This window comes from Ornithinibacillus salinisoli, from assembly GCF_042684965.1.
GTDB classification, from domain to species: Bacteria; Bacillota; Bacilli; order Bacillales; family Amphibacillaceae; genus Ornithinibacillus; species Ornithinibacillus salinisoli.
The window spans coordinates 53033-77242 of record NZ_JBHUMI010000021.1; the positions used below are offsets into that span (position 1 = coordinate 53033).

Annotated in this window: 20 protein-coding genes, 2 tRNA genes, 1 other RNA gene and 1 other annotated feature; of the genes, 6 read left to right on the plus strand and 17 right to left on the minus strand. The window is 36.7% G+C overall.

The window, feature by feature from the left end; genetic code table 11:
• Nucleotide 1: 1 nt before the first annotated feature.
• Genes recR through dnaX form a run of 3 tightly spaced genes read right to left on the minus strand, consistent with a single transcriptional unit; the run spans nucleotide 2 to nucleotide 2671 of the window.
• Complete coding sequence (recR, locus tag ACFSTA_RS18110; RefSeq protein ID WP_377558248.1) at nucleotides 2-598, minus strand: recombination mediator RecR; 597 nt, start codon at nucleotides 596-598, stop codon at nucleotides 2-4.
• A 17-nt stretch (nucleotides 599-615) separates the two neighbouring features.
• Entirely contained in the window at nucleotides 616-936 is a 321-nt protein-coding gene (locus tag ACFSTA_RS18115; RefSeq protein WP_377558249.1) for a YbaB/EbfC family nucleoid-associated protein, read from the minus strand.
• Nucleotides 937-979: 43 nt separating this feature from the next.
• A complete protein-coding gene (gene dnaX, locus ACFSTA_RS18120) occupies nucleotides 980-2671 on the minus strand; it encodes a DNA polymerase III subunit gamma/tau (RefSeq protein WP_377558250.1) in 1692 nt (563 codons plus the stop codon).
• A gap of 215 nt (nucleotides 2672-2886) precedes the next feature.
• Between dnaX and ACFSTA_RS18125 the strand changes: the two genes are divergently transcribed.
• A complete protein-coding gene (locus ACFSTA_RS18125; protein ID WP_377558348.1) occupies nucleotides 2887-3111 on the plus strand; it encodes a helix-turn-helix transcriptional regulator in 225 nt (74 codons plus the stop codon).
• Nucleotides 3108-3389, plus strand: a complete 282-nt coding sequence (locus ACFSTA_RS18130) for a hypothetical protein (RefSeq protein WP_377558251.1) — start codon at nucleotides 3108-3110, stop codon at nucleotides 3387-3389. Before ACFSTA_RS18125 ends, ACFSTA_RS18130 begins: the two co-directional genes overlap by 4 nt.
• Nucleotides 3390-3445: 56 nt before the next feature.
• Here ACFSTA_RS18130 and ffs read toward each other — a convergent pair.
• An RNA gene (gene ffs, locus ACFSTA_RS18135) (signal recognition particle sRNA large type) lies at nucleotides 3446-3710 on the minus strand.
• A gap of 96 nt (nucleotides 3711-3806) precedes the next feature.
• Nucleotides 3807-4271, minus strand: a complete 465-nt coding sequence (gene tadA, locus ACFSTA_RS18140) for a tRNA adenosine(34) deaminase TadA (RefSeq protein WP_377558252.1) — start codon at nucleotides 4269-4271, stop codon at nucleotides 3807-3809.
• Between the two features lie 489 nt (nucleotides 4272-4760).
• Between tadA and ACFSTA_RS18145 the strand changes: the two genes are divergently transcribed.
• Nucleotides 4761-6053 (plus strand): LysM peptidoglycan-binding domain-containing protein, encoded by a 1293-nt coding sequence (locus ACFSTA_RS18145; protein ID WP_377558253.1) that lies wholly within the window; start codon nucleotides 4761-4763, stop codon nucleotides 6051-6053.
• Nucleotides 6054-6228: 175 nt separating this feature from the next.
• Here the strand turns inward: ACFSTA_RS18145 and acsA are convergent, their stop codons facing one another.
• From acsA to ACFSTA_RS18165, 4 genes are all read right to left on the minus strand, one after another.
• Nucleotides 6229-7944, minus strand: a complete 1716-nt coding sequence (gene acsA / locus ACFSTA_RS18150; RefSeq protein WP_377558254.1) for an acetate--CoA ligase — start codon at nucleotides 7942-7944, stop codon at nucleotides 6229-6231.
• A gap of 150 nt (nucleotides 7945-8094) precedes the next feature.
• Complete coding sequence (locus ACFSTA_RS18155; RefSeq protein ID WP_377558255.1) at nucleotides 8095-8850, minus strand: YqcI/YcgG family protein; 756 nt, start codon at nucleotides 8848-8850, stop codon at nucleotides 8095-8097.
• Between the two features lie 130 nt (nucleotides 8851-8980).
• Entirely contained in the window at nucleotides 8981-10207 is a 1227-nt protein-coding gene (locus ACFSTA_RS18160) for a dicarboxylate/amino acid:cation symporter (RefSeq protein ID WP_377558256.1), read from the minus strand.
• Between the two features lie 93 nt (nucleotides 10208-10300).
• Nucleotides 10301-10376, minus strand: a tRNA-Arg gene (locus ACFSTA_RS18165).
• 206 nt (nucleotides 10377-10582) lie between these two features.
• Here ACFSTA_RS18165 and ACFSTA_RS18170 point away from each other — a divergent pair.
• Together ACFSTA_RS18170 and ACFSTA_RS18175 are read left to right on the plus strand one after the other, a co-directional pair.
• A complete protein-coding gene (locus ACFSTA_RS18170) occupies nucleotides 10583-11227 on the plus strand; it encodes a deoxynucleoside kinase (RefSeq protein ID WP_377558257.1) in 645 nt (214 codons plus the stop codon).
• Nucleotides 11228-11243: 16 nt separating this feature from the next.
• Entirely contained in the window at nucleotides 11244-11927 is a 684-nt protein-coding gene (locus tag ACFSTA_RS18175) for a deoxynucleoside kinase (RefSeq protein ID WP_377558258.1), read from the plus strand.
• A 225-nt stretch (nucleotides 11928-12152) separates the two neighbouring features.
• Here ACFSTA_RS18175 and ACFSTA_RS18180 read toward each other — a convergent pair.
• From ACFSTA_RS18180 to guaB, 6 genes are all read right to left on the minus strand, one after another.
• Nucleotides 12153-12245 (minus strand) — tRNA-Ser (locus ACFSTA_RS18180).
• Nucleotides 12246-12464: 219 nt separating this feature from the next.
• Entirely contained in the window at nucleotides 12465-13739 is a 1275-nt protein-coding gene (gene serS / locus ACFSTA_RS18185) for a serine--tRNA ligase (protein WP_377558259.1), read from the minus strand.
• A 55-nt stretch (nucleotides 13740-13794) separates the two neighbouring features.
• Nucleotides 13795-14019: a binding site (T-box leader), on the minus strand.
• 56 nt (nucleotides 14020-14075) lie between these two features.
• On the minus strand, nucleotides 14076-14666 hold the full coding sequence (pdxT, locus tag ACFSTA_RS18190) for a pyridoxal 5'-phosphate synthase glutaminase subunit PdxT (RefSeq protein WP_377558260.1): 591 nt from the start codon (nucleotides 14664-14666) through the stop codon (nucleotides 14076-14078).
• Between the two features lie 15 nt (nucleotides 14667-14681).
• Entirely contained in the window at nucleotides 14682-15566 is an 885-nt protein-coding gene (gene pdxS / locus ACFSTA_RS18195; RefSeq protein WP_377558261.1) for a pyridoxal 5'-phosphate synthase lyase subunit PdxS, read from the minus strand.
• A gap of 156 nt (nucleotides 15567-15722) precedes the next feature.
• Nucleotides 15723-17054 carry a serine hydrolase gene (locus ACFSTA_RS18200; RefSeq protein WP_377558262.1) on the minus strand — a complete coding sequence of 444 codons (1332 nt, stop codon included), beginning with the start codon at nucleotides 17052-17054 and terminating at the stop codon, nucleotides 15723-15725.
• 149 nt (nucleotides 17055-17203) lie between these two features.
• Complete coding sequence (gene guaB / locus ACFSTA_RS18205) at nucleotides 17204-18673, minus strand: IMP dehydrogenase (RefSeq protein ID WP_377558263.1); 1470 nt, start codon at nucleotides 18671-18673, stop codon at nucleotides 17204-17206.
• Between the two features lie 173 nt (nucleotides 18674-18846).
• On the opposite strand from guaB, the gene ACFSTA_RS18210 reads away from it, so the two are divergent.
• The gene (locus ACFSTA_RS18210) at nucleotides 18847-19794 is read left to right on the plus strand and encodes a YaaC family protein (protein ID WP_377558264.1); all 948 of its coding nucleotides are present in this window, start codon (nucleotides 18847-18849) and stop codon (nucleotides 19792-19794) included.
• A 657-nt stretch (nucleotides 19795-20451) separates the two neighbouring features.
• Here ACFSTA_RS18210 and ACFSTA_RS18215 read toward each other — a convergent pair.
• Nucleotides 20452-21558, minus strand: a complete 1107-nt coding sequence (locus tag ACFSTA_RS18215; RefSeq protein ID WP_377558265.1) for an HD-GYP domain-containing protein — start codon at nucleotides 21556-21558, stop codon at nucleotides 20452-20454.
• Nucleotides 21559-21660: 102 nt separating this feature from the next.
• Nucleotides 21661-24171, minus strand: a complete 2511-nt coding sequence (gyrA, locus tag ACFSTA_RS18220) for a DNA gyrase subunit A (RefSeq protein WP_377558266.1) — start codon at nucleotides 24169-24171, stop codon at nucleotides 21661-21663.
• Nucleotides 24172-24210 lie beyond the last annotated feature (39 nt).

The window sequence follows — 24210 nt, forward strand, 5'->3', positions numbered from 1 at the left end:
TCTACAAGTCTCTCCTACCCTCTAACGCTTTCGATAATGTGACTTCATCTGCATACTCCAAGTCGCCTCCAACTGGCAATCCATGTGCAATCCTTGTTGTGCGAATACCAGATGGCTTAACTAGGCGCGAAATATACATTGCGGTTGCTTCCCCCTCAATGTTAGGATTTGTAGCTAAGATTAATTCATTCACTTCTTCATCTTTTAATCGATTGATCAAATCCGGAACATTGATATCCTCTGGTCCAATACCATCCATTGGTGAAATAGCACCGTGTAACACATGGTATTTGCCACTATATTCCTTCATTTTTTCCATTGCGATCACATCTTTTGGATCTTGTACTACACAAATAATGGAACCATCTCTTGATGAATCTTGGCAAATAGAGCATGGATCCTGATCCGTAATATGACCACAAATGGAGCAATGGGATAGTTCCCGCTTCGCATTGACGAGTGAATTTGCAAATTCCAACACATCATCATCTTTCATATTTAACACAAAAAATGCCAGACGGACTGCTGTTTTTGGCCCAATTCCTGGCAATTTTGTAAAGCTATCGATTAGCTTTGAAATCGGTTCTGGATAATACATCCGATGTTCCTCCTAATTTAGAACATTCCAGGCATATTCATTCCTTTCGTGAATTGTCCCATTGTATCATTTGTTTTTTCATCAATTTGACTTAACACATCGTTCGTTGCCGCAAGAATAAGATCTTGTAGCATATCGACATCATCTGGATCTACCACTTCTTCTTTTATTTGAATATCTGTAATTTCTTTTTTTCCGTTAGCTACTACGGTAACCATGCCACCACCAGCAGATGCCTCAAATGACATTTCATGTAATTCATCTTGTGCTTTCATCATTTTCTTTTGCATTTTTTGCATTTGCTTCATCATGTTACCCATATTTCCCATACCTTTCATGGAAAACGCCTCCTTCAAATTTGTGTTTTAGTGTATCCTATTTTCAATCATGTATTTCAATCAAATCATCCCCAACTAATTTTCTAGCTTCCTCAATTAAAGGATCATCCTGATTCTCTTCTTTCGGGGTTGAGTTTTCTTGTTTCTTTACATATTCATTGCGTAATTCTTGCCAGTCATTGACTGGGATTGGAATGATCGTCAACTGCTTTTGAATGATACTAGCTAGTATCGATTCAACTAATTCTCTATTATCTAAGAATAACGCACAATGAATTTCATATTTAAAAGCTACGACAAGTGCCTTGTCCGATGCAGCAGCAGGTTTACTATCCTGTATTGTTGCATGTGCAGGAGCATTCGTTGTCTTTAGTTTATTTAAAAATGCCGCCCATTGTGACTGTACATCTTTCAATGAAGTTTTTTCTGCTTCTTGTAAAACCGTTCGAATCTTCTCGTATGGAATTTTATAACTGTTTTTAGATGCCCTTGCTTGTGGCTTTCTTTTGGGCTCTGATGGTGGTGCAGATCCTTGTGCTGCAACATTAGATTGCTTCAAATTCTCTATCTGCTTTTCTAATTGAGCCAACTTATTTGTTAGCTGCATAACCGCTTCAGAATCAACCGCTTGCCCTTGTTCCGTTTGTTCTTGGTATCTATTCGTAATCGTCAGTACTGCTATTTCTATAAATACTTTCGGATTATTCGTCCATTTCATTTCTTGCTGACATTGATTAAGTTGCATAATTGCATCTTGAATCCATGCTTCAGAAACAACGGTAGACAATTGTTTGAAATGTTCATCAATCAAGGCACGTTCTAAAATGCCGTCTAAACTGGGTGCGCTTTTATACAATAAGAGGTCACGCAAGAAGTAAATCAAATCATAAACAAATCTCCCGGGATCTTTCCCACGTTGAATGATATCATCTAGTAACTTCAACGCTTGTTGTACATCTTTATCGAGCATCGATTGTACGATGTCCGTTAATATTTGTTGGGAAACCGCTCCAGTTACTGCCAGAACATCTTCAAGCTCAACCGTATCTTCACTATATGAAATAGCTTGATCTAAAATACTTAACGCATCACGCATTCCACCTTCTGCAGCTAAAGCAACCGCATCTAGCGCTTCCTTGGATACCGTAATCCCTTCTGCATCGAGAATTGTCTGCATGCGTTCCACAATTGATTGATTAGTAATCGGCTTAAAGTCAAACCGTTGGCACCGAGAAATAATCGTTAAAGGTATTTTATGTGGTTCTGTTGTAGCTAAAATAAAGACAACATGTTTTGGTGGTTCTTCCAATGTCTTTAATAATGCATTAAACGCATTCACTGAAATCATATGTACCTCATCAATAATGTACACTTTATATGGGACAACGCTTGATGCATATTTTACTTTGTCTCTTATCTCCCGAATGTCATCTACACTTGTATTAGATGCAGCGTCAATCTCGATAACATCGGAAATGGAACCATCTTGAATCCCGCGGCATGCCGCACATTCATTACATGGCTCACTTACAGGTGCACGTTCACAGTTAATGGTTTTTGCAAAAATTTTCGCTGCACTCGTTTTCCCTGTTCCACGTGGACCCGAGAAAATATAGGCATGTGAAAACTTTTCTTGCATAATTGCATTTTGCAGTGTACGTGTGATATGGGTCTGACCGACAACGTCCCCGAAATTCCGTGGACGCCATACGCGATACAATGCTTGATAACTCATAATACACGTTCCCCTCTATGATTTCATTCTAATTATACCGATTTTAGTCTTGAATGTGAACCATTATAATGCATTTGACTTAGTAAGAGTTCTTTACAAAATAAACGTATACCATTTCAGTTACTGAAAGGGCTTGCATTTGCTACTTTTGTGATGTAATATATTTTATACAAAGTGTAAAAAATATATTACATCAATAAGATACCAGGTGATAAATAGTGAAAAAAGGAAAATTAGATAACCAGGTTTATTTACTAAGAACACAAGCAAGACTATCTCAACAAAAATTAGCAGAGAAAGTAGGCGTTACACGTCAAACAATTAACGCCCTTGAACATAATCGTTATAATCCATCGTTGATCCTTGCATTTGAAATTGCTAAAGTTTTCGAAAAGTCGCTTGAAGAAGTATTTTCTTATTCTAAGGAGGAGAGTTTATGATTTTCATCGTAAATATTTTATTTTTTACAGCCTTTATTTATTGGGTACATTTTAATTATACAGCTGGAAGAGATGAGCGGGGAAAAAAGATAGGTTACTATACAGCTGTTTTTGCTGCAACAGGCTTAGTTTTAGGAATTATAATATTAGACATATATTCGGAATATAATGAGATGACCCTCGAAAGCTTTAAATCATGGCTAATGTTTATATATCGCATTGTCATCATAGGGGTAGCAGCTATCACTTTTTATTTATCTAAATTTGCTAAAGTGTAAAACATAATAAAACCTCTTGTCTTCATACGACAAGAGGTTCTTATTATCTATGTAAGCCGTGCACCCATTTTCGATGAAACGACCCTATGCGTTACTTAAGTTCATGGCTCGGCCTAGGTAACCCCGCGGCACACAGAAATGACCACTTACTGCTGCTTCCTTCCGGACCTGACAGGATTCATGGGTTTCTGTTGCGCAGGACCTAAGCGTCAACACCAATCCGTTAAGGCAGACCATAAAGTCGCCCACCTGGAATGGGAATTCAGCCTCGCTATAGCGGATTGCGAGTACAGGGCACCGCTACCTCCCCGCCTAGCACGGTAATACCCATTATAACATTTTCAGGTAAAAAAGCAATGGAATATCACTGAGAGTATATGGAAATGCCGGATAAGAATGCTATTCTAAAAAGAACAACTATTTTTTACGATTTCTTAAGGAGCGAAAAAAATCTGTTAAGAGCTTTCCGCATTCTTGCTCTAAGGTACCACTTGTTACCTCAACCTGATGATTAAATCGATTATCATCTAGTAAATTCATTAACGATCCTGCACAGCCAGCTTTTGGATCAAACGCCCCGAATACCACTCGCTTCATACGTGATTGAACAATGGCACCTGCACACATTGGACATGGCTCAAGTGTTACATATAAAGTGCAATCTTCTAGTCGCCAGCTACCCATTTTTTTATTAGCTTCTTGAATAGCAATTAATTCAGCATGTGACAATGTTTCTTGAGAATTTTCTCGGATATTATGTCCCGTAGCAATAACTTTCCCTTGAAATACAATAACCGCACCTATAGGAACTTCCGCTACTTCACTCGCTTTTTCTGCTTCATCTATCGCTAATTGCATAAATTTTTCGTCCATTCGTATCATCCCATGTCTTCCTTTTAAACTGTGTATATTTCAACTTTCACTTAAAAGGAGTATAACATGGAGGTTACGCAATTAAAAATACTGCTTTACTGTTTGTAAATATTATATTTTTTTATGTTGATCCTTCTTTTCCAAACTCCATAGGAAAGATTTGTAGGAGTGGCAGAAGATAGACATATTTTAAAAATTGTATGGCAACAGAGAAATATTATTATGCATGCCCGAAATAGGAATTGATCTTATTTAAGACATATCACAAGCACTCCCTTCATAAAGTGTGAATAGGATGTGTAAAGTGGAGGCGCTCGGCTTAAGAACGGTATGACGACGTTAGGAACAATGCCTAGCTTTAGTTGGCCATCCTTAAAATAAATCTAACAAGTGGATGTTACCTTATCGTACGAAGGTAAGGGAATGTCCATGTCACTGAGCGCTGGAGCTGGAAATACAACTAGAATGTGTTTTTTACACAATGAAGGAGGGACCCTTTTGCAAATTCATGTAGTCAGTAGTGGAGACTCTTTGTATTCGATTGCCAATACATATGGCAGTTCGGTTAATGCAATAGTTGATTCTAATGAACTAGATCCAGCAGAGAGCCTTGTCGTAGGGCAATCTTTAGTAATACCTATAGTTGGGGAATTCTATTTTGTCCAACCGGGAGATAGTTTATATGCAATTGGACAGCGTTTTGGAATACCTTTTCAGGAGTTAGCACGGATCAATAACATTCCTACAGATGGCGTCTTACCTGTAGGATTACGGCTATACATTCCTCCACGAGAAAAACCGGAAATTATAGCTAATGCATACGTAGAACCAACCGGTGAGAGTGTAACATCAACTTTAGAAAATGCCGCTAGAAAAGCTGCGCCATTTTTATCTTATCTTGCACCATTTAGTTATGAAATTAATCGAGACGGAACATTAAATCCACCACCATTAAATAACTTTGCACAAATAGCCAGTGCTAATAACGCTTCTCTTATGCTAGTAGTTACCAATTTAGAGGAAGGGGAATTTAGTGCGGATCTTGGTCACATTATCGTCACTGTTCAGTCTGTGCAGAATACACTATTAGACAATATTGTAAATACAGCTCGACAAGTCGGTTTTACGGATGTACATTTTGATTTTGAATTTTTACCGACAGCTGATCGAGAAGCATACAATGCATTTTTACGGAAAGCAAAGGATCGACTATCACAAGAAGGATTATTAATGTCTACCGCACTAGCCCCAAAGGTAAGTGCCGAACAAGAAGGAGAATGGTATGAGGCACATGACTATGGTACGCATGGAGAAATAGTTGATTTTGTCGTATTGATGACGTATGAATGGGGGTATAGTGGTGGTCCTCCAATGGCTGTATCACCAATTGACCAAGTACGGAGAGTAGTTGATTTTGCTTTAACCGTAATGCCAGCTAATAAAATATTACTTGGGCAAAATTTATACGGATATGATTGGACTTTACCATACGAACCAGGTGGTGAATTTGCTCGTGCTATTAGCCCGCAGCAAGCTATTGCATTAGCACGAGAAAATAATGTAGCGATTCAATTTGATACAACGGCACAAGCTCCATTTTTCACCTATACCGATGCAGATGGAAATGAACATGAGGTTTGGTTTGAGGATGCTCGTTCCATTCAAGCCAAATTTGATATGATTAAGGAATTAGGTTTAAGGGGAATTAGTTATTGGAAGCTTGGGTTAGCATTTCCACAAAACTGGCAGTTACTCCGAGATAACTTTACAATTACGAAACCTGGTAGCTAGTGACAGGTCTACTATTTTGGTGATTCGCTCATAAAATGAATTATTCGCTCAGAAATTTAAATATTCGCGCACAACCAGCACAGATTCGCTCAGAAACTAAAATATTCGCTCACAACCAACAATTCCATCGTTAAAAAACCGTTGACTCCATCATTGGGTCAACGGTTCTTTTTACTTATTCTTCTAATGTTGATGTATCTCCAGTAGGTAATCCTAATTCCCATGATTTCAATAAGCGGCGCATAATTTTTCCGCTTCGGGTTTTTGGAATAGATTCTCTTACCTCTAACTCACGAGGTGCAGCATGTGCACTTAATCCAGTTTTTACAAACTGACGGATGTCTTCAAGAAGTTCAGATGACTCTTCATATCCATCATTTAACGTAATAAATGCTTTAATGATTTCTCCTCGTTCTGGATGCGGTTTTCCGATAACACCCGCTTCAGCTACAGCTGGATGTTCAATTAATTTACTCTCTACTTCAAACGGTCCCACTCGTTCACCAGCAGTATTAATGACGTCATCTAGCCGACCTTGGAACCAGAAATACCCATCTTCATCTCGGTAGGCACTATCACCAGATACATACCAACCGTTTACAAAATAGCTATCATATTTACTTGGATTTTTCCATATTGCTCGCATCATGGATGGCCAACCTGCTTTTATAGCCAAGTTCCCCATTTGATTTGGTGGTATTTCATTTCCTTCATTATCTACGATCGAGGCCTCAACACCTGGAATCGGTTTTCCCATTGAACCTGGTCGTATTTCTTCTGATGGAATATTTACGATGAGTTGGGCTCCTGTTTCGGTCATCCACCATGTGTCATGTATACGTAGATCAAATGCCTTTAATCCCCACGTAATAACTTCTGGATTCAAAGGTTCACCAACACTCATAATATGTCTTAATGAAGATAAGTCATGCTTTTTAACGATATCTTCTCCAGCACTAACTAACATGCGTAAAGCGGTAGGGGCTGTATACCATACGGTTACCTTTTCACGTTCTAATGTTCCGTACCAATCTTCTGGAGAAAAACGACCACCTCGAATGACATTTGTGACTCCGTGTAACCATGGTGCAAAAATTCCATAACTCGTTCCAGTTACCCAACCAGGGTCAGCTGTACACCAGTAAACGTCATCCTCCTTCAAATCAAGTACCCAATCACCTGTAGCATAATGTTGAATCATAGCATTATGAACATGATAAACTCCTTTTGGTTTACCAGTTGAACCAGAGGTGTAATGGAGCAGCATACCATCTTCTAAATCTACCCACTCCACATCAAATTCATTAGATGCTACTTCCATTTCTTTCAAATAATCAATGAACTTACCAGAAGTTTCCGTATTTTTACCGACAAGGACAATCTTTTCTAAATTTGGTAAGTCATCCTGTGGAACACGTTCTAATAAATCTGGAGTGGTAATGAGCATTTTTGCTTCACTATCCTGCAAGCGATCTCGTACAGCTTGTTCCATAAATGCCTCAAATAATGGACCAGCAATTGCTCCTGTTTTTAAGATACCAAAGAAAGCCGCATAAAATTCTGGGCTTCTCGGCATAAACAAGAAGACTCGATCACCTTTTTCTATATGATGTTTCTTTAATACGTTGGCAAACTGATTACTTTGTTTTCTAAGCTCAGCAAATGTTACTTTTTCTTCTCGATCAGGTGCCGAGTATAGTAGAGCAACCTTATCCTTTTTAGTCGGGTCTTGTGCATGGCGATCAACTGATTCATGAGCAATATTCACTTTACCCGTTTCATTCCAGCTAAAGTTCTTTTTCAAGTCATCCCATGAAAAAGTTTCACGAACTTTTTCATAGTTTTGTAGATTATGATCCCCTTCTCTTGCCGGTACTCGCTGCATATCCATCTTATCACCTCATCGAATATTTTTGGAACCGATTACATTTGGTATTTTAAGAAATAATTTAATTGTTAGTAATTTCTATTTTAGAACATTCTATGATTTTTTTAAAGTATTTAATACGAATTGAAAGAATTTTTTATTAAATATAGTACATTATTTCTCAACTTTATCAAACGACATGATGCTATGATAGGGACATGTTGATAATGATTTTTCTTCATCTCTCAAAAAGTATTGCTTCCATTCAAAATTATCTGCTGCTCCATACATATTTAAATCTGGATGAATAGGAACAGTGTCATAATACGATAATCGTTTCCTCACTTGTCCTTTTATTTTTTCAGCTTTAGCAAGTGATCTATTAAAATCCTGTAATACCCACCTAGGTGTTATTGCAAGCATCATCGTATCAAAATGCCTGCTCTTTCGCTGCTCATGTGCAGGTGTTGCACAATAAACAAAGTACCTTTCTCCCGCAAAGCAAAATTCCCACAACGGGTGATGTGGATCAGTTGGAATATCCCTTGGCCAGGCAATATCATCGACAGTAGCTAGATGATGTAACTGTTGCCAAAATAATTGCTCAAACTGTTCCACTGTCCACATTTCCTTCATTTCCATTGGGATGTGATAAAACACGATAAGTGAGGTATAATTTCCTAATTCTCTCGATACATGCGTGAAATTTCGTAATAAACCAGCAAGCTCCAAAATCGTAGAGTTATTTCGTGGATCACCAACAAACCCATATCGGATTTGGTTCAATGAAAAGCCTATTGTAGCAGGTATACATGGAAAAGGTTTTTCTTTATCGGCCATTTTTGCCTCAAATTGGTCAAGTATTTTCCTTTCCCATGGTACCAATTGTTTCCTGTTCGTGTCTGTATTTCTATATAAACCTTTGATCATAATCACCCCACAATAGCTTCTACACTATATTCATTCCAGCACTTATGGGTGAAAGTCTAACAGGTACTGTACAAATAAAACTAGAGAAGCAATTGGACTTCCAATTGCTTCTCTAGTAAAGGGGTATTGATTATTTGTTTTTTTCTTTTCGTTTCTCACTTTCAGAAATAATATAAGCACATGCAGCATCACCAGTTAGATTCAACGATGTACGAAGCATGTCTAATAGTCGATCCACCCCAATAATTAATGCAATTCCTTCTGCTGGTAAACCAACTTGCTTTAATACCATGGCTAGCATAATTAATCCCACTCCTGGTACTCCAGCTGTCCCGATACTTGCTAATGTAGCTGTTATAATTACCATTAAGATTTCATTTAACCCTAGTGGATCAGCAAACACTTGAGCAATAAATACAGTCGCAACAGCTTGCATGATGGCTGTACCATCCATATTGATTGTTGACCCTAATGGTTGAACAAAACTACTAACTGATTTTTTTACACCAAGTTTATCTTGAGCAACTTGCATAGCAATGGGTAATGTTGCACTAGAACTAGATGTACTAAATCCTACAGACATTGCTGGGAAAAATTCCTTATAAAAATGAATCGGATTCGCTCTACCTAGTACTTTAATGGCAAAACTATACGTAACCACTCCGTGTATAACCAATGCCAAAATAACAGCAACCATATACATCACCATAGACCCAAGCGCATCAAGTCCAGCACCACCAATAGCAGAAGCAATTAATGCAAATGCTCCATAGGGTGCTGTTCTCATAATTAGATTTACTAAAAACATTAAAATTTCATTTGCTTGTTCAAATAATCTTAAGATACCACTCGTTTTTTCGCCAAGTGCAGCAAGTGCAATTCCAATAAAAATAGCGAAGGCAATTATTTGTAACATATCCCCACTAGACATTGCATCAATAGGATTTCTAGGAATTATATTTATCAATGTTTCCATAATTGGAGGAGCTGTTTGCTCCTCATAACTTTCATCAATCTCACTTGTTTTAAAATTGCCACCTTCTCCTGGTTGAAGCAAGAAAGCTACACCCAATCCAATTACTAATGCTATTGCAGTTGTTACAAGATAGAAAGAGATCGTTTGAACACCTATTTTACCTAGCTTAGCTGGTTCCCCTAAACCTGCTGTACCTAAGACGATAGACACAAATACAATAGGAACAACAATCATCATAATTAAATTTATAAATAATTGACCAATGGGACTTAATACATAACTATCAATTGTAGAAAATACTTCAGAGGAAGAAAAACTTAATCCCATACCTACAAGAATACCTAAAATTAATGCGATAATAATTTTTTTCGTTAGATTCATATTATTACTCCCTTCGTGCTGTTATTCGAATATGTAGATGAGTGTGATAGATTGGATGTGGAATCGTATACGCATTGCATTAAGTGATGGGGATGGCGCCCCCGGCAGGATTCGAACCTGCGGCACACGGTTTAGGAAACCGATGCTCTATCCCCTGAGCTACGAGGGCATACATTTTTAGAAAGTGACATTTTCTATTATACAAAATCAATAGCATTATGAAAAGCTACAAGAATTGGATACAAATTTCGATCCATTTCCAATTATTTATATACTATCGAAGTGCATAACTTAGAATATGGTATAGAACGATAAGCCTTAATATGGTAAAATTAGTAGATATCTGTCGAATTGATTTTGATAGGGGGAGAAGTTATGGCAGAAGTCCCTTTTATTGCAATAGAAGGACCGATCGGTATTGGGAAAACATCCCTAGCAAAAAAACTTTCTAATCATTTTGATTTCCATTTACTTAAAGAAATTGTAGAAGAAAACCCGTTTCTTGGTAAATTTTATGATGATATTGATGAGTGGAGTTTTCAAACGGAAATGTTTTTTTTATGCAATCGATTTAAGCAATTAGAAGATATTGAAAAAAAATATCTCACTCAGCAAAAAGCAGTAGTTGCTGATTATCATATATCAAAAAACATGATTTTTGCAAAGCGTACCTTACAAGCTGATAAATTTGATAAATATGAGCAAATTTATCATATATTAACAAAGGATATGCCAGTACCAAATATGATGATTTATTTACATGCAAGTTTGGATACTATTCTAGAGCGAATACAAATGCGTGGAAGAGAAATTGAACAAAATATTAAAGCATCCTATTTAGCTCAACTAGCTGCAGATTATGAAGCATATATGAATGAATTCGAAGTATTACACCCAGAAATTCCTGTCATTCGAATTAATGGAGATGAATTTGATTTTGTTAAAAAGCAAGATGATCTTCAAACCATTATTGATCAAGTACAACAAAATTTAGCCAAACATATAGCTATTTCTAAATAAAAAGGGGAATATAGTAATGAATTTAAGAGAAAAGTATCATATTCCAAATGATAGTATCATTACAATTGCAGGTACGGTTGGAGTCGGAAAGTCAACTATGACAAATGCATTAGCAGATGCATTAAAATTTAAAACTTCTTTTGAAAAAGTCGATACGAATCCATATTTGGAAAAATTTTATGCTGATTTTGAACGTTGGAGTTTTCATTTACAAGTTTATTTTCTAGCAGAGCGTTTTAAGGAACAAAAGAAAATTTTTGAGTATGGTGGTGGATTCATCCAAGACCGCTCTATCTATGAGGACACTGGTATTTTCGCAAAAATGCATTATGAAAATGGCACTATGTCGAAAACAGATTATGAGACATATAAAAATTTGTTTGATGCGATGGTAATGACTCCATATTTCCCTCATCCAGATTTATTAATTTATTTAGAAGGATCCTTTGATGAAGTATTGAAACGTATTCAAGAGCGTGGACGAGAAATGGAAAGAAGTACACCAATATCTTATTGGGAAGAAATGTATAACCGCTATGAAAATTGGATTAATAATTTCAATGCGTGTCCGATCTTACGTATTAATATATCGGATTATGATTTAATGAAAGAAGAAAACTCAGTTGAACCAATCCTAGAAAAAATTGGTCATTTTATTCAACAATCAAGACGTTGGGAAGCAAGAGAACTAATTAAATAGTCAGCGTAAAAGGTATTATCAATGTAAATAAAAAAATTAGCATAAAAAAGCTCAGAATAAACTAATCTGAGCTTTTTTTAATGCAAATTTTTCTCGCCATTTCTCTTCACGAAAATATCAAGCGGACACGGAATCACTTATTTACTCTGATTTTGATAAATCAAAAAACCGTTACAAAAAGTAACGGTTTTTTATCTCCAAAATTTATGCGCTTTTTTAAATAAATGGAGGAGGTAGAGGGATTCGAACCCCCGCGCGGTTTGACCCGCCTGTCGGTTTTCAAGACCGATCCCTTCAGCCAGACTTGGGTATACCTCCGTAGCAACATCATTTAATATACAGGAATTTTTTTTCAATGTCAATGGATTTTCAGTGCAGGAAAAAATAAAAAACTTTCCGATAATACAAAAAACTAGACTCCCAAAATACAGGAATCTAGTTTAAGCATTATCTACTTGAGGTCAGTTTGCATTTTGTGTTTTTAATGCCATTCATAGTCAAATTCTTAGGTTAAGCAACAATTTTTATTACTTTACCTTACTTTATTAACTCTTTTCCACCCATATATGGACGCAATACTTCTGGTACGATAACAGAACCATCTTCTTGTTGATAGTTCTCCAAAATTGCTGCTACAGTACGACCGATTGCTAGGCCAGAACCATTTAATGTATGAACAAATTCAGGTTTTCCATTCACTTCTCTTCTAAATCGTATACCTGCACGTCTTGCTTGGAAATCTTCAAAGTTAGAACAAGAAGATATTTCGCGGTACGTATGTTGACTTGGAATCCATACCTCGATATCATACTTTTTCGCTGCTGTGAATCCTAAATCACCTGTACACATACTCATAACTCGATATGGTAGCTTTAATAATTGTAAAACCTTTTCTGCGTGACCAGTAAGTGTTTCTAAAGTCTCGTAAGAATCCTCTGGTTTTACGAAATGAACAAGTTCTACTTTATTAAATTGGTGCTGACGAATCAGTCCACGCGTATCGCGACCAGCTGATCCTGCTTCTGAGCGGAAGTTCGCACTAAATGCAGCATATTTTTTTGGTAACTCTTCGATACTTAGAATTTCATCACGGTGATAATTGGTTACTGGAACTTCGGCAGTCGGAATTAAGAAATAATCTGTATCTGTCAATTTAAAGACATCTTCTGCGAATTTTGGCAGCTGTCCCGTACCGGTCAAACTTGCACGATTTACGATTTGCGGTGGAAGCATTTCTATATAGCCATGTTCATCTGCATGCAAGTCCATCATAAAGCTTATTAGCGCTCGTTCTAAACGTGCACCGATTCCTTTATAAAAAACGAAGCGGCTTCCAGTAACTTTGCCAGCACGTTCAAAATCAATAATATTTAAGTTGGTAGCAATATCCCAGTGTGGTTGGGCTTCATAAGCAAATGCAGGTAATTCCCCCCATTTTCGTGCTTCCACATTATCTTCTTCATCTTCACCGACTGGTACACTCTCATGAGGTATATTTGGAATAGACATCATAATTGTTTCTAACGTTTCTTCAATTTCTCTTAATTCATTATCTAATGACTTAATTTGTTCTCCTACTTCACGCATTTCCTTTATTGCAGGTTCTGCATCTTTTTTTTCTTTCTTCAAAACAGAAATTTGTTTTGATGCTTCATTACGCTTTGCTTTTAAGGCTTCTGTTTCATTGATTAATGTTCTTCTTCTTTCGTCCAATTCACCAAAACGATCTAATTCGGATAATTCTTCTCCACGATGCTTTAGTTTGCCTTTTACTTCTTCAAAATTATTACGTAAATACTTCATGTCTAACATAACGGTTTCCTCCTACATTTTTGTAATCAAACACAAAAAACTCCCGTCCCAAAATTATAGGGACGAGAGTATATTTCCCGCGTTGCCACCCTTGTTGAAGAGATACCTCTTCCGGCTCATCGTTGTTAACGGTACGTTGCCGGGTTTATTTACTAGTAGAATATCTACGTTCCATAAACCAGTTCCAGGATGGATTCACAGCATTCTCCCATCGATTCACACCAACCATCGACTCTCTTTAGAAAGGTCTACTGTTACTTGTTCCTATCAATACTTTTATAGATGTTGTTCAATTAAAATGCATTTTTATTATTTTATATCATAGCCAAATTTCAATTAAGATGCAAGTGTTTGAATTGATTTTTTAACCATTTCTACAAAATACGCCACTACACGGTTATCATCTGTTAATTCTGGATGAAATGCTGTACATAGATAATGTCCTTGTTGTGCAGCTACAATCCGCTCATTATAAGTTGTTAATACATCTACTTCTGGTCCTACTTCTACAATATATGGTGCACGAATAAATACAGCATTAAAATCCTCAGCTATTTGGTTAATTGCTAATTCCGCTTCAAAACTTGCAACTTGTCTGCCAAATGCGTTACGAGCAACTTTCATATTCATTAACCCAAGATGAGCATTTTCCTGACCTTCAATAGCATCTGCCATTAAAATCAGACCTGCACACGTACCGAAGATTGGTTTTCCTTGTTTACCGAAATCTTGTAGATTCGAGAGAAATCCATAGCTATCAATGAGACGACGCATTGTTGTACTCTCTCCACCTGGTAGAATGATGCCATCAATATCTTCAAGTTGTTCAACACGTTTAATTTCAACAGCTTTTACCCCGCACTCTTCAATGGAACGGATATGTTCCCGGACTGCTCCTTGTAGGGCAAGAACGCCAATTGTAGTCATTATTATTCCTTCTTTCTATTCACTGCGATCTTGCATACGATCACTTGCTGATAGTGTACTCATTTCTATACCTTTCATTGCAGTACCTAAATCTTTCGAAAGCTCCGCAATAAGTTTATAGTCTTGGTAATGAGTAGTAGCTTCAACAATTGATTTTGCAAATTTCTCTGGGTTGTCAGATTTGAAAATTCCAGAACCAACAAATACGCCATCTGCACCTAATTCCATCATTAAAGCAGCATCAGAAGGTGTAGCGATTCCACCGGCAGCAAAGTTTACTACTGGTAAACGTCCTTCTTCACGAATTTGTAACAGCAATTCAAATGGAGCACCAATTTCTTTTGCATAAGTCATAACTTCATCTCTAGACATACCAGTTACTTTGCGAATTTCTGATTGAACCTGACGCAAGTGACGAACCGCTTCAACGATATTCCCTGTTCCTGGCTCCCCTTTTGTACGTAGCATAGAGGCACCTTCTCCAATACGACGTGCTGCTTCTCCGAGGTTACGACAACCACAAACAAATGGCACTGTAAAATCAGATTTATTTAAATGGTATACATCATCTGCAGGTGTTAATACTTCACTTTCATCAATATAATCTACACCCATTGCTTCTAATACACGAGCTTCTACAATATGACCAATACGTCCTTTTGCCATAACTGGAATAGATACAGCATTCATTACTTCTTCCGTAATCGTTGGATCTGCCATACGAGCTACCCCACCAGCAGCACGAATATCCGATGGTACACGTTCTAAAGCCATAACTGCTACTGCACCTGCTGCTTCTGCAATTTTTGCTTGCTCCGCATTAACAACGTCCATGATGACGCCGCCTTTTTGCATTTCTGCCATTCCTCGTTTAACTCGCTCTGTTCCTTTGTTTGTCATTTTTCTTTCCTCCTATGTATGATGTTAGTATATATAGCTTCACGTCATGCTTTTTATGAATGCATTCGATGTACGTACATATGCAGCATAGGAAAGTTTATCACTTTCCTATCTGCCAAAGAAAGCCGATATCGATCGGCTCCTAAAGATCATTAATTAAAACCAGCCTTTTACTGTATCTACTATGGATGAAAAAATATCACTAAAGAAGTTACCTATTGCACCAATCGATAACATGAACCAATTTGCTTTTTCTACTTCACTTTCTGTAACCAGATCAACGGTTTTATTACCTTGATTGAAGATATAACCGTATTCTTCATCACCAGTGTAAACAAGCTCAGCAGTTCCTATTTTTTCACCTTTTTTAATTGGGGCAATTAACTCACCGGATTTATTTACTTTTTCTTCATCAATATGATATTGCACGGTATATAAATCTTCATCTCCTGCTTTCACAGGCATTGTAAAACTTTCACTCAGTGATATCTCTACTGTATCTTCTTTCCCTTTTGCTACAGTAAGTATAGATTCATCTTCTACTTGATATCCAGCTGGGAAAAGTTCCTTTGATTGAAATTGATTATATCCATAATCCATTAAATCAGCAGTTTCCTCAAAACGTATTTCACTCGTTCCACTTGTTCCCATCACAACTGAAATTAAACGTTTATCATTACGTAAGGATGTTCCAGTAAACATCTTTCCTTTTTCATCACCGGTATTACCTGTTTTAAGTCCATCAATTCCTTCATAATAGTATTGTTCCAAACTAGTAGTATTATGAGGAAGCATATAGTTCCAATTTCGAATCTCTTGTCCATCAAATGTTTCAGTTGGGCGACTAGAAAATTCTAGTACATCCGGATAGTCCTTTATTAAGTGATATGCCAATAATGCAGCAGATTTTGCTGATAGAAGATTTACTTCGTCTGGTCCGGTTCCTTCTGGTGGAATCACACCGTCATTATTATTTTTCAATCCTGTTGAATTAACAAATTTATATTCTGGCAATCCCATTTCTTCTGCTTTTTGGTTCATCATCTTAACAAATTCGCCTTCAGAACCAGCTACTAATTCTGCTAAAGTAATCGTTGTAGCATTATCCGAATTAATAGCCATTGCTTCATATAATTCACGAACATTGTACTCGTAGTCCATTCGTAAACCGACACCAGAATAATTATTATTTGCTGAGATATTAAAAGCATATTGACTGATCTCTGTTGTTGTTTCCCAACTAATATCACCGTTGCTGATAGCTTCTAATACAAGATACTCCGTCATCATTTTTGCCATACTAGCAGGGTTAATAGGTTCATCAATATTTTTTCCGTATAAAATCTTTCCTGTATCAAAGTCAACTAAAATAGCAGCTTGGGCCTCTATTTCCATTTCAGCTGCATTTGTTGTTATTGGTTGTGTTATGAGTGATGCAACTAAAAGAAATGCAACAAGTATTATCGAGAAAAACTTGGTATTTTTCACTTTCTCTACCTCCACCTTAAACTATACGTAACTAGGGTTATTTTTTGTATATACCTATGATATTTTACCATAAAACTATCGAAAAAAATAGACAGGGAAATATCCCTATCTATCTCCAAAATTAGGAAAACATGCTTATTCTTTTCATGCTATACCGAATAATTCGGTGCTTCTTTTGTAATTTGTACATCATGTGGATGACTTTCTCGTAATCCAGCATTTGTAATGCGGACAAATTGTCCATCATTTCGCAATGCATCAATGGATTCCGTACCACAATATCCCATACCAGAACGCAATCCGCCCATTAATTGATGGAACGTATCAGATAGTGGCCCTTTATAAGGTACACGACCTTCAATCCCTTCTGGTACTAGTTTCTTTGTTTCCTCGGAATCTTGGAAATACCGGTCTTTTGATCCAGCTTTCATTGCACCAACTGACCCCATACCACGATATACTTTATAACGGCGACCTTGGTAGATTTCGGTTTCACCCGGACTTTCTGAAACACCAGCAAACATACTACCTAGCATTACAGCATGTGCACCAGCAGCAAGTGCTTTTACAATTTCACCAGAATATTTTATTCCGCCATCAGCAATGACCGGTACACCATATTCTGATGCTGCAACCGCACAGTCATGGACTGCTGTGATTTGTGGTACTCCAACACCAGCTACTACACGAGTTGTACAGATTGATCCTGGTCCAATACCAACTTTTACTATCGTTGCCCCCGCTTCAATTAATGCTTTTGTAGCTTCTGCGGTTGCCACATTTCCAGCGATAATATCTAGATTCGGATAAGCTTCTCGTACACGTCTAACCTGATCTATAACACCTTTTGAATGTCCGTGTGCCGTATCAATGACAATAACATCTACTCCTGATTCAACTAATTTTTCAATCCGTGTCATTGCATCACCGGTTATACCAACTGCTGCACCAACAAGTAAGCGACCTTGGGAATCCTTTGCTGCATGAGGAAATTCTATTACTTTTTCAATATCTTTTATTGTAATTAATCCTTTTAATACACCATCATGGTCAACGAGAGGAAGTTTTTCAATTTTATATTGCTGTAACAATTTTTCTGCTTCGTCTAACGTTGTTCCAACAGGAGCAGTTACTAAGTTTTCACTTGTCATTACTTCAGAGATAGTAATGGAATAATCTTGAATAAAACGTAAATCACGATTCGTAATAATACCTACTAGCTTTTGTTCTTCAACCGAATTAACAATGGGTACACCTGAAATACGGAATTTTCCCATTAGATGTTCTGCATCAAAGACCTGATGTTCCGGCGTTAGGAAAAATGGATTTGTAATAACGCCACTTTCTGAACGTTTTACTCGATCTACTTCTTCTGCTTGTTGTTCAATAGACATGTTTTTATGAATAATTCCTAGACCACCTTGACGTGCCATTGAAATTGCCATTGGTGCTTCGGTTACGGTATCCATTCCTGCACTAATAAGAGGAGCATTCAACTTCAAATTATCACTCAAAGTAGTATTCACCTGGACATCTCGAGGTAATACTTCCGACTCTGCTGGCATTAATAATACATCATCAAATGTTAATCCTTCTTTTACAAACTTATCCTCACGCATTTTTATCCTCCTCATTGATATTTTGTATATATTTTAAATCTTTGAACAAACTATATAGGTATATCTATTGTTATTTAGAATACGTGAACAACACTACTTTTTCAACTAGTGTTTTACGGAAAATAAAAGTAAATAGATTCTAAATCTTTTTAATAATCTTAAGGGGAAAATTTATGAATCATAAAGAGATTAATTCATTTTATACATACTTGCAGTCTCAACAAACTTCGCAACGATTTCTTTACCAATGCTACAAAAAAATAGATGGTATAGATGCAGAAGCAAAAAGCTATGAAAACTGTACTGTGTTTATGTATTACTTGGATCATGGTATAAAGTTTTATAATGCTGGAAAAAAACTAGATATCCTAATGCAGCCAATCTTATTTTTTTATGGCATGGTCCATCTCTTAAAAGCATGCCTATTAACGAAACGTCCAAACTATCCAGAATCAACTTCCGTATTAGCACACGGAGTTTCAGCACGAAAACGAAAAAAGAAAGACTATACATTTTTGGAAGATGAGGTAAAGGTACAGCATAATGGATTATTTCCATATGTTTCCCAGCATCTTTTTTTCATTCATAAAATGCCCTTTGAAAAAATAATGATGAAAAATCTATTAGGCCTCATTCCAGACTTATCTCATCTATTTCATTTTAATAATCAAGAAAGTATGATAAACGTGAGTAAAATTGGAAGTCATACAATTGATTTTACAAGCCGAGTACTGGATAATTACCATCTAACGGAACGTGCGTTTTTGGAAAGAATCAAGCCTTATTTACCTCCCATTGTGGAAGTAAAATCAAACCATACTATGTTTCAGATCGTTCTTACAAAACCAATCTTAGAACCGAGTGGCCCTTTTTTTGTTGATGATAATCAAAACATCTTTTTTCCAACCATAAGAGAGAATTTCTTAGTTGTTTCAGAAGTCATGGTACATTATCTTTTATTATATAATCTAAGTATGTTAAGTAGATATGAAGCAGAATGGTGGGGGGATTTACTCATTACGAAACCAGATGTAGATTACCCTTTCATTGCTGAGTTTTTACGTATTTCTGCTAAAAAAATGCCCCTTTTAATTGGAAAAGAACTATTGAAAATGAAATAGAAGCTGGGACAAAAGTGGTTTAATCAGAGAAAAATCTGAATGGGAAGTTTTCGTATACTTTGTTACTAATCATATATAAACTGCGAAGTAAATAGTATGAAAACGTGGTTAAACTTGAGATTAAATGTACTGCACCAAATCTCGCTCCAGAAATACACTTCGCTTTCCGCGGGCGGCTGGTGAGCCTCCTCGAACTCCGTTCTGCGGGGTCTCACCTATGCCTTTCCTCCGCAGGAGTCTACGTGTATTTCTTCCGCTAGAATAGTGGATTACAACTTCATTACATGTATTGGTTAGAAGAGCCTCACTGAATGTTGATAGCATGGGTTAGTACCACTCCATAACCAGATTACTACCCATCAGCGTAGGCAGAATACGTAGACTCCTGCGGGAACAGCACGTGTCCGAAGACCCCGCAAGAAGTGGTTTTCTTCTGAGGAGGCTGAGGCCGTGCCCGCGGAAAGCGAAGTATTCTGCCGGAGCGGTTGTATAGCAACCCCTTCGAAATGTTGTGAAAGAAAGTAAATCCAAGCGAAAGTTACTTCGCATATTCCATCAACTAAGAATGAAGCTCTAACCATTGAAAAAGTAACATTCTAAACTCCCTATCTTGTAATCTTCTTATTTAGAAATGAAATTTTATTTATATCCCAGACTTTACGTCTGAGATATGATTTCTTGAATAAAGAGGGTATGGTGATTACTTAAGGAAATAATTTCGTCACTTTTGTCTAACCGAATCATCGGCCTTGTAGGCTGGTTGGGTTCCATAAATACAATCTCGCCAATTTGGTTATTAGACAAACTTACTTTTGTACCAACAGAAAAATTAGATATTGCTTCAATGAATGTTTGTACAACTATGACATCAAGCTTCGTATATTGTTCTTTTTGTAACTCTTCAATCACGCGAAAAGGTGATTGTTTTTCTTTATACATACGTTCACTAGTCATTGCATGATACGTATCACAAACTGCTATAATTCTAGCATAATTGTGAATCTTCTCTTTGGATAATCCAAGTGGATAACCACTACCATCTATTCGCTCATGATGCTGTAAAACAGCTAGCTTAATTGCATAAGTCACCGAAGAAAGATGTTCTAACAATCGATAAGAATAAGTCGGATGCTTAATAACCTCCGCTCTTTCAGTCTGGTTTAAAGAACCTTCTTTTTGAAGTAATGATGGAGATAGTTTAGCCATCCCTGCATCACTTAATAAACCAGCTATTCCGATTTGAAGCCATTCTCCCTTTTCATATCCCATTTTCTTTCCTATAAATGCTGCGATAATAGAAACAGATACACTATGATGGTAGAAATAATCCTTTTTATTCGTAAAGTTATGTAAAGTATATATAGCAGAACCAATATCGTCCATACGATTAATTAAAGGGATTATTAAATTTCGTACGATTACCATATCAATTGGTGCATTATTACGCCATGTATCAAATAATTTCTGATAAGTTGCAACTACATATAGATAATGGTCTTCAAAAGAGAGCTTGTCCAATTGGATATCTTTTTTCTTGGTAGATTTTGTTTTTTCTTTCGGTTTTTCTTCAGGATTTGGTTTATAAAGCTTACCATCTTGTAATTTTTCAGAAACATCTACTGTCTCTATTAAAAACTTTTCTAGTATTTTAATATGCTCTTTTGTTAATACAGTCTTTTTTGGAATGATCGGCCGATTTGTTTTTCCTAATACATCCCTCAACAAAACACAACCTGGTACTAATTGAGATGGATTTACTCGCATGTTTATCCCCCTTCATCCATATGCCCCATACCTTATAAAAAAGGTGACTCAGGAAGAATAAATCATTTATTTCTTTTCCAAGTCACCTAACATTACTAGTTTCTATTCTTCTTCTGTTGTATTTTCTTCTGATTCTGTCGGTACTTCTGCAATTTCTTCTACTTCTTCTATTTCTTCTTCTTCATCTTTTTCTATTTTAGCTACAGTAGCTACTTCTTCCTCTTCTTGCAATCGGATGAGACGAACCCCTTGAGTATTTCTTCCTGTTTGTGAAATACCCTCTACTGGAATTCGAATTAATACCCCTGCAGCAGTAATAAGCATAATATCTTCTTCACCATTAACAGCCTTAACTGCAACAACATGTCCAGTATCATCATTTAATTTACAAGTGAAAATACCTTTTCCGCCGCGTTTCGTTATACGATACTGATCCTCTGGTGTACGTTTACCAATACCTTTATTTGTAACGTGTAATATCTGTAAGTCTTTTTCCAATATTTCCATGGAAACAACTTCATCTTCTTCACGTAGACTGATTCCTCTAACACCAGAAGCAGTTCGTCCCATTGATCTAACTTGTTCTTCTGGGAAACGAATGAGATAACCAAACTTCGTAGCAATCATGATATCTTTGGTTCCATCTGTTAGACGAACAGAAATTAATTCATCGTCATCACGTAGGCCCAATGCTATTAAACCACCTTTACGGATATTAGCAAAGTTAGAAAGCTGCGTACGTTTTGAAATACCTTGTTTCGTTGTAAAGAATAAATACCAATCATCACTAAACTCGTTAACAGATATGACGGCGTTTACCCATTCACCTTTTTCTATTTGTAAAAGGTTTATAATTGGAATTCCTTTAGCTGTACGGCTAAATTCTGGTATTTCATACCCTTTCACCTTATAAACTTTCCCTTTATTAGTAAAGAAAAGAACCGTGTCATGAGTAGTCGTAGAAACTAGATGCTCTACAAAATCGTCATCGTTCGTTCCCATTCCTTGAATTCCACGACCTCCACGTTTTTGTGTACGATACGTAGAAGATGGTAAACGTTTGATATATCCTTGGTGTGTCAAGGTAATGACAATGTTTTCTTCTGGGATCAAATCTTCATCCTCAAAGAAATCAGCTCCACCAACAGTAATTTCTGTACGTCTTGGATCATTATATTTCTCTTTAATTTCGGTTAACTCTTCACGAATAATTTCTAATACTTTTTCTTCACTTGCTAGAATTGCTTTTAATTCATCAATCAATTGAAGAAGATCTTTATATTCACTTTCAATTTTATCACGCTCTAAGCCTGTTAAACGTTGCAAGCGCATATCTAAAATTGCTTGTGCTTGTTTTTCGGATAAGTTAAAACGCTCCATTAGTCCATCTCTTGCAATATCAGCAGTTTTAGAGTTGCGGATTAATGTAATTACTTCATCTAGATGATCTAATGCAATTCGTAAACCTTCCAAAATGTGTGCTCTTGCTTCTGCTTTACGTAGTTCAAATGCAGTACGACGTTTTATAATTACCTTTTGATGTTCTAGATAATGATATAAACAATCTTTTATCGATAAAACCTTTGGTTCTCCATTAACTAGAGCTAATGTATTCACACCAAACGTGGTTTGAAGAGCCGTATATTTATAAAGATTATTTAACAAGACATTGGCATTCACATCACGACGTAACTCCATCACGATACGCATTCCGTTACGATCAGATTCATCACGTAAATCGGTAATACCATCAATTCGCTTATCACGTACTAGCTCAGCAATTTTCTCAATTAACTTTGCTTTATTTACCTGATACGGCAATTCCGTAACTAAAATAGTTGATTTTCCGTTTGCTTTTTCCTCTATATTTACTTTTGCTCGGACAGTGATGGATCCTTTTCCGGTTTCAAATGCCTTACGAATTCCACTTCTTCCAAGAATGATACCTGCAGTAGGGAAATCAGGTCCTGGTAAATGATTTTCCATAATTTCATCAATAGTTATATCTGGATTTTCACTTAGAGCAAGAACCGCATCAATCGTTTCTCCCAGGTTATGTGGTGGAATATTTGTTGCCATTCCAACCGCAATTCCTGATGCTCCATTCACTAAAAGATTTGGGAAACGAGAAGGGAAGACAACCGGTTCTCTTTCCGAACCGTCATAGTTATCCATATAGTCGATAGTATCTTTATTAATATCTCTTAATAATTCCATCGAGATTTTAGACATTTTTGCTTCCGTGTAACGCATTGCTGCTGCAGAATCTCCGTCTACAGAACCAAAGTTACCATGACCATTTACAAGCATGTAACGATAGCTGAAGTCCTGTGCCATACGAACCATCGCTTCATAAACAGCTGAGTCTCCATGTGGGTGATATTTACCTATAACTTCCCCTACAATACGAGCTGATTTTTTATATGCTTTATCTGCATGCATACCTAGGTCATTCATTGCATATAATATTCTTCGGTGTACAGGCTTCATCCCGTCTCTAACATCTGGCAATGCACGTGACACGATTACACTCATTGCATAGTCAAGAAACGAAGTTCTTACCTCTTGGCCTATATTGATTTCATGAACATTTCGACGCTCTTGATCCGCCATTTATTTTAACCTCCTAATATAAAGCACAATCCAACTGCC

Excerpts from the sequence above, each read along its gene's own strand:
- recR (WP_377558248.1), bottom strand. The coding sequence starts at position 598 with ATGTATTATCCAGAACCGATTTCAAAGCTAATCGATAGCTTTACAAAA.
- ACFSTA_RS18115 (WP_377558249.1), bottom strand. The coding sequence starts at position 936 with ATGAAAGGTATGGGAAATATGGGTAACATGATGAAGCAAATGCAAAAA.
- dnaX (WP_377558250.1), bottom strand. The coding sequence starts at position 2,671 with ATGAGTTATCAAGCATTGTATCGCGTATGGCGTCCACGGAATTTCGGG.
- ACFSTA_RS18130 (WP_377558251.1), top strand. The coding sequence starts at position 3,108 with ATGATTTTCATCGTAAATATTTTATTTTTTACAGCCTTTATTTATTGG.
- tadA (WP_377558252.1), bottom strand. The coding sequence starts at position 4,271 with ATGATACGAATGGACGAAAAATTTATGCAATTAGCGATAGATGAAGCA.
- acsA (WP_377558254.1), bottom strand. The coding sequence starts at position 7,944 with ATGGATATGCAGCGAGTACCGGCAAGAGAAGGGGATCATAATCTACAA.
- ACFSTA_RS18155 (WP_377558255.1), bottom strand. The coding sequence starts at position 8,850 with ATGATCAAAGGTTTATATAGAAATACAGACACGAACAGGAAACAATTG.
- ACFSTA_RS18160 (WP_377558256.1), bottom strand. The coding sequence starts at position 10,207 with ATGAATCTAACGAAAAAAATTATTATCGCATTAATTTTAGGTATTCTT.
- ACFSTA_RS18170 (WP_377558257.1), top strand. The coding sequence starts at position 10,583 with ATGGCAGAAGTCCCTTTTATTGCAATAGAAGGACCGATCGGTATTGGG.
- ACFSTA_RS18175 (WP_377558258.1), top strand. The coding sequence starts at position 11,244 with ATGAATTTAAGAGAAAAGTATCATATTCCAAATGATAGTATCATTACA.
- serS (WP_377558259.1), bottom strand. The coding sequence starts at position 13,739 with ATGTTAGACATGAAGTATTTACGTAATAATTTTGAAGAAGTAAAAGGC.
- pdxT (WP_377558260.1), bottom strand. The coding sequence starts at position 14,666 with ATGACTACAATTGGCGTTCTTGCCCTACAAGGAGCAGTCCGGGAACAT.
- pdxS (WP_377558261.1), bottom strand. The coding sequence starts at position 15,566 with ATGACAAACAAAGGAACAGAGCGAGTTAAACGAGGAATGGCAGAAATG.
- guaB (WP_377558263.1), bottom strand. The coding sequence starts at position 18,673 with ATGCGTGAGGATAAGTTTGTAAAAGAAGGATTAACATTTGATGATGTA.
- ACFSTA_RS18210 (WP_377558264.1), top strand. The coding sequence starts at position 18,847 with ATGAATCATAAAGAGATTAATTCATTTTATACATACTTGCAGTCTCAA.
- ACFSTA_RS18215 (WP_377558265.1), bottom strand. The coding sequence starts at position 21,558 with ATGCGAGTAAATCCATCTCAATTAGTACCAGGTTGTGTTTTGTTGAGG.
- gyrA (WP_377558266.1), bottom strand. The coding sequence starts at position 24,171 with ATGGCGGATCAAGAGCGTCGAAATGTTCATGAAATCAATATAGGCCAA.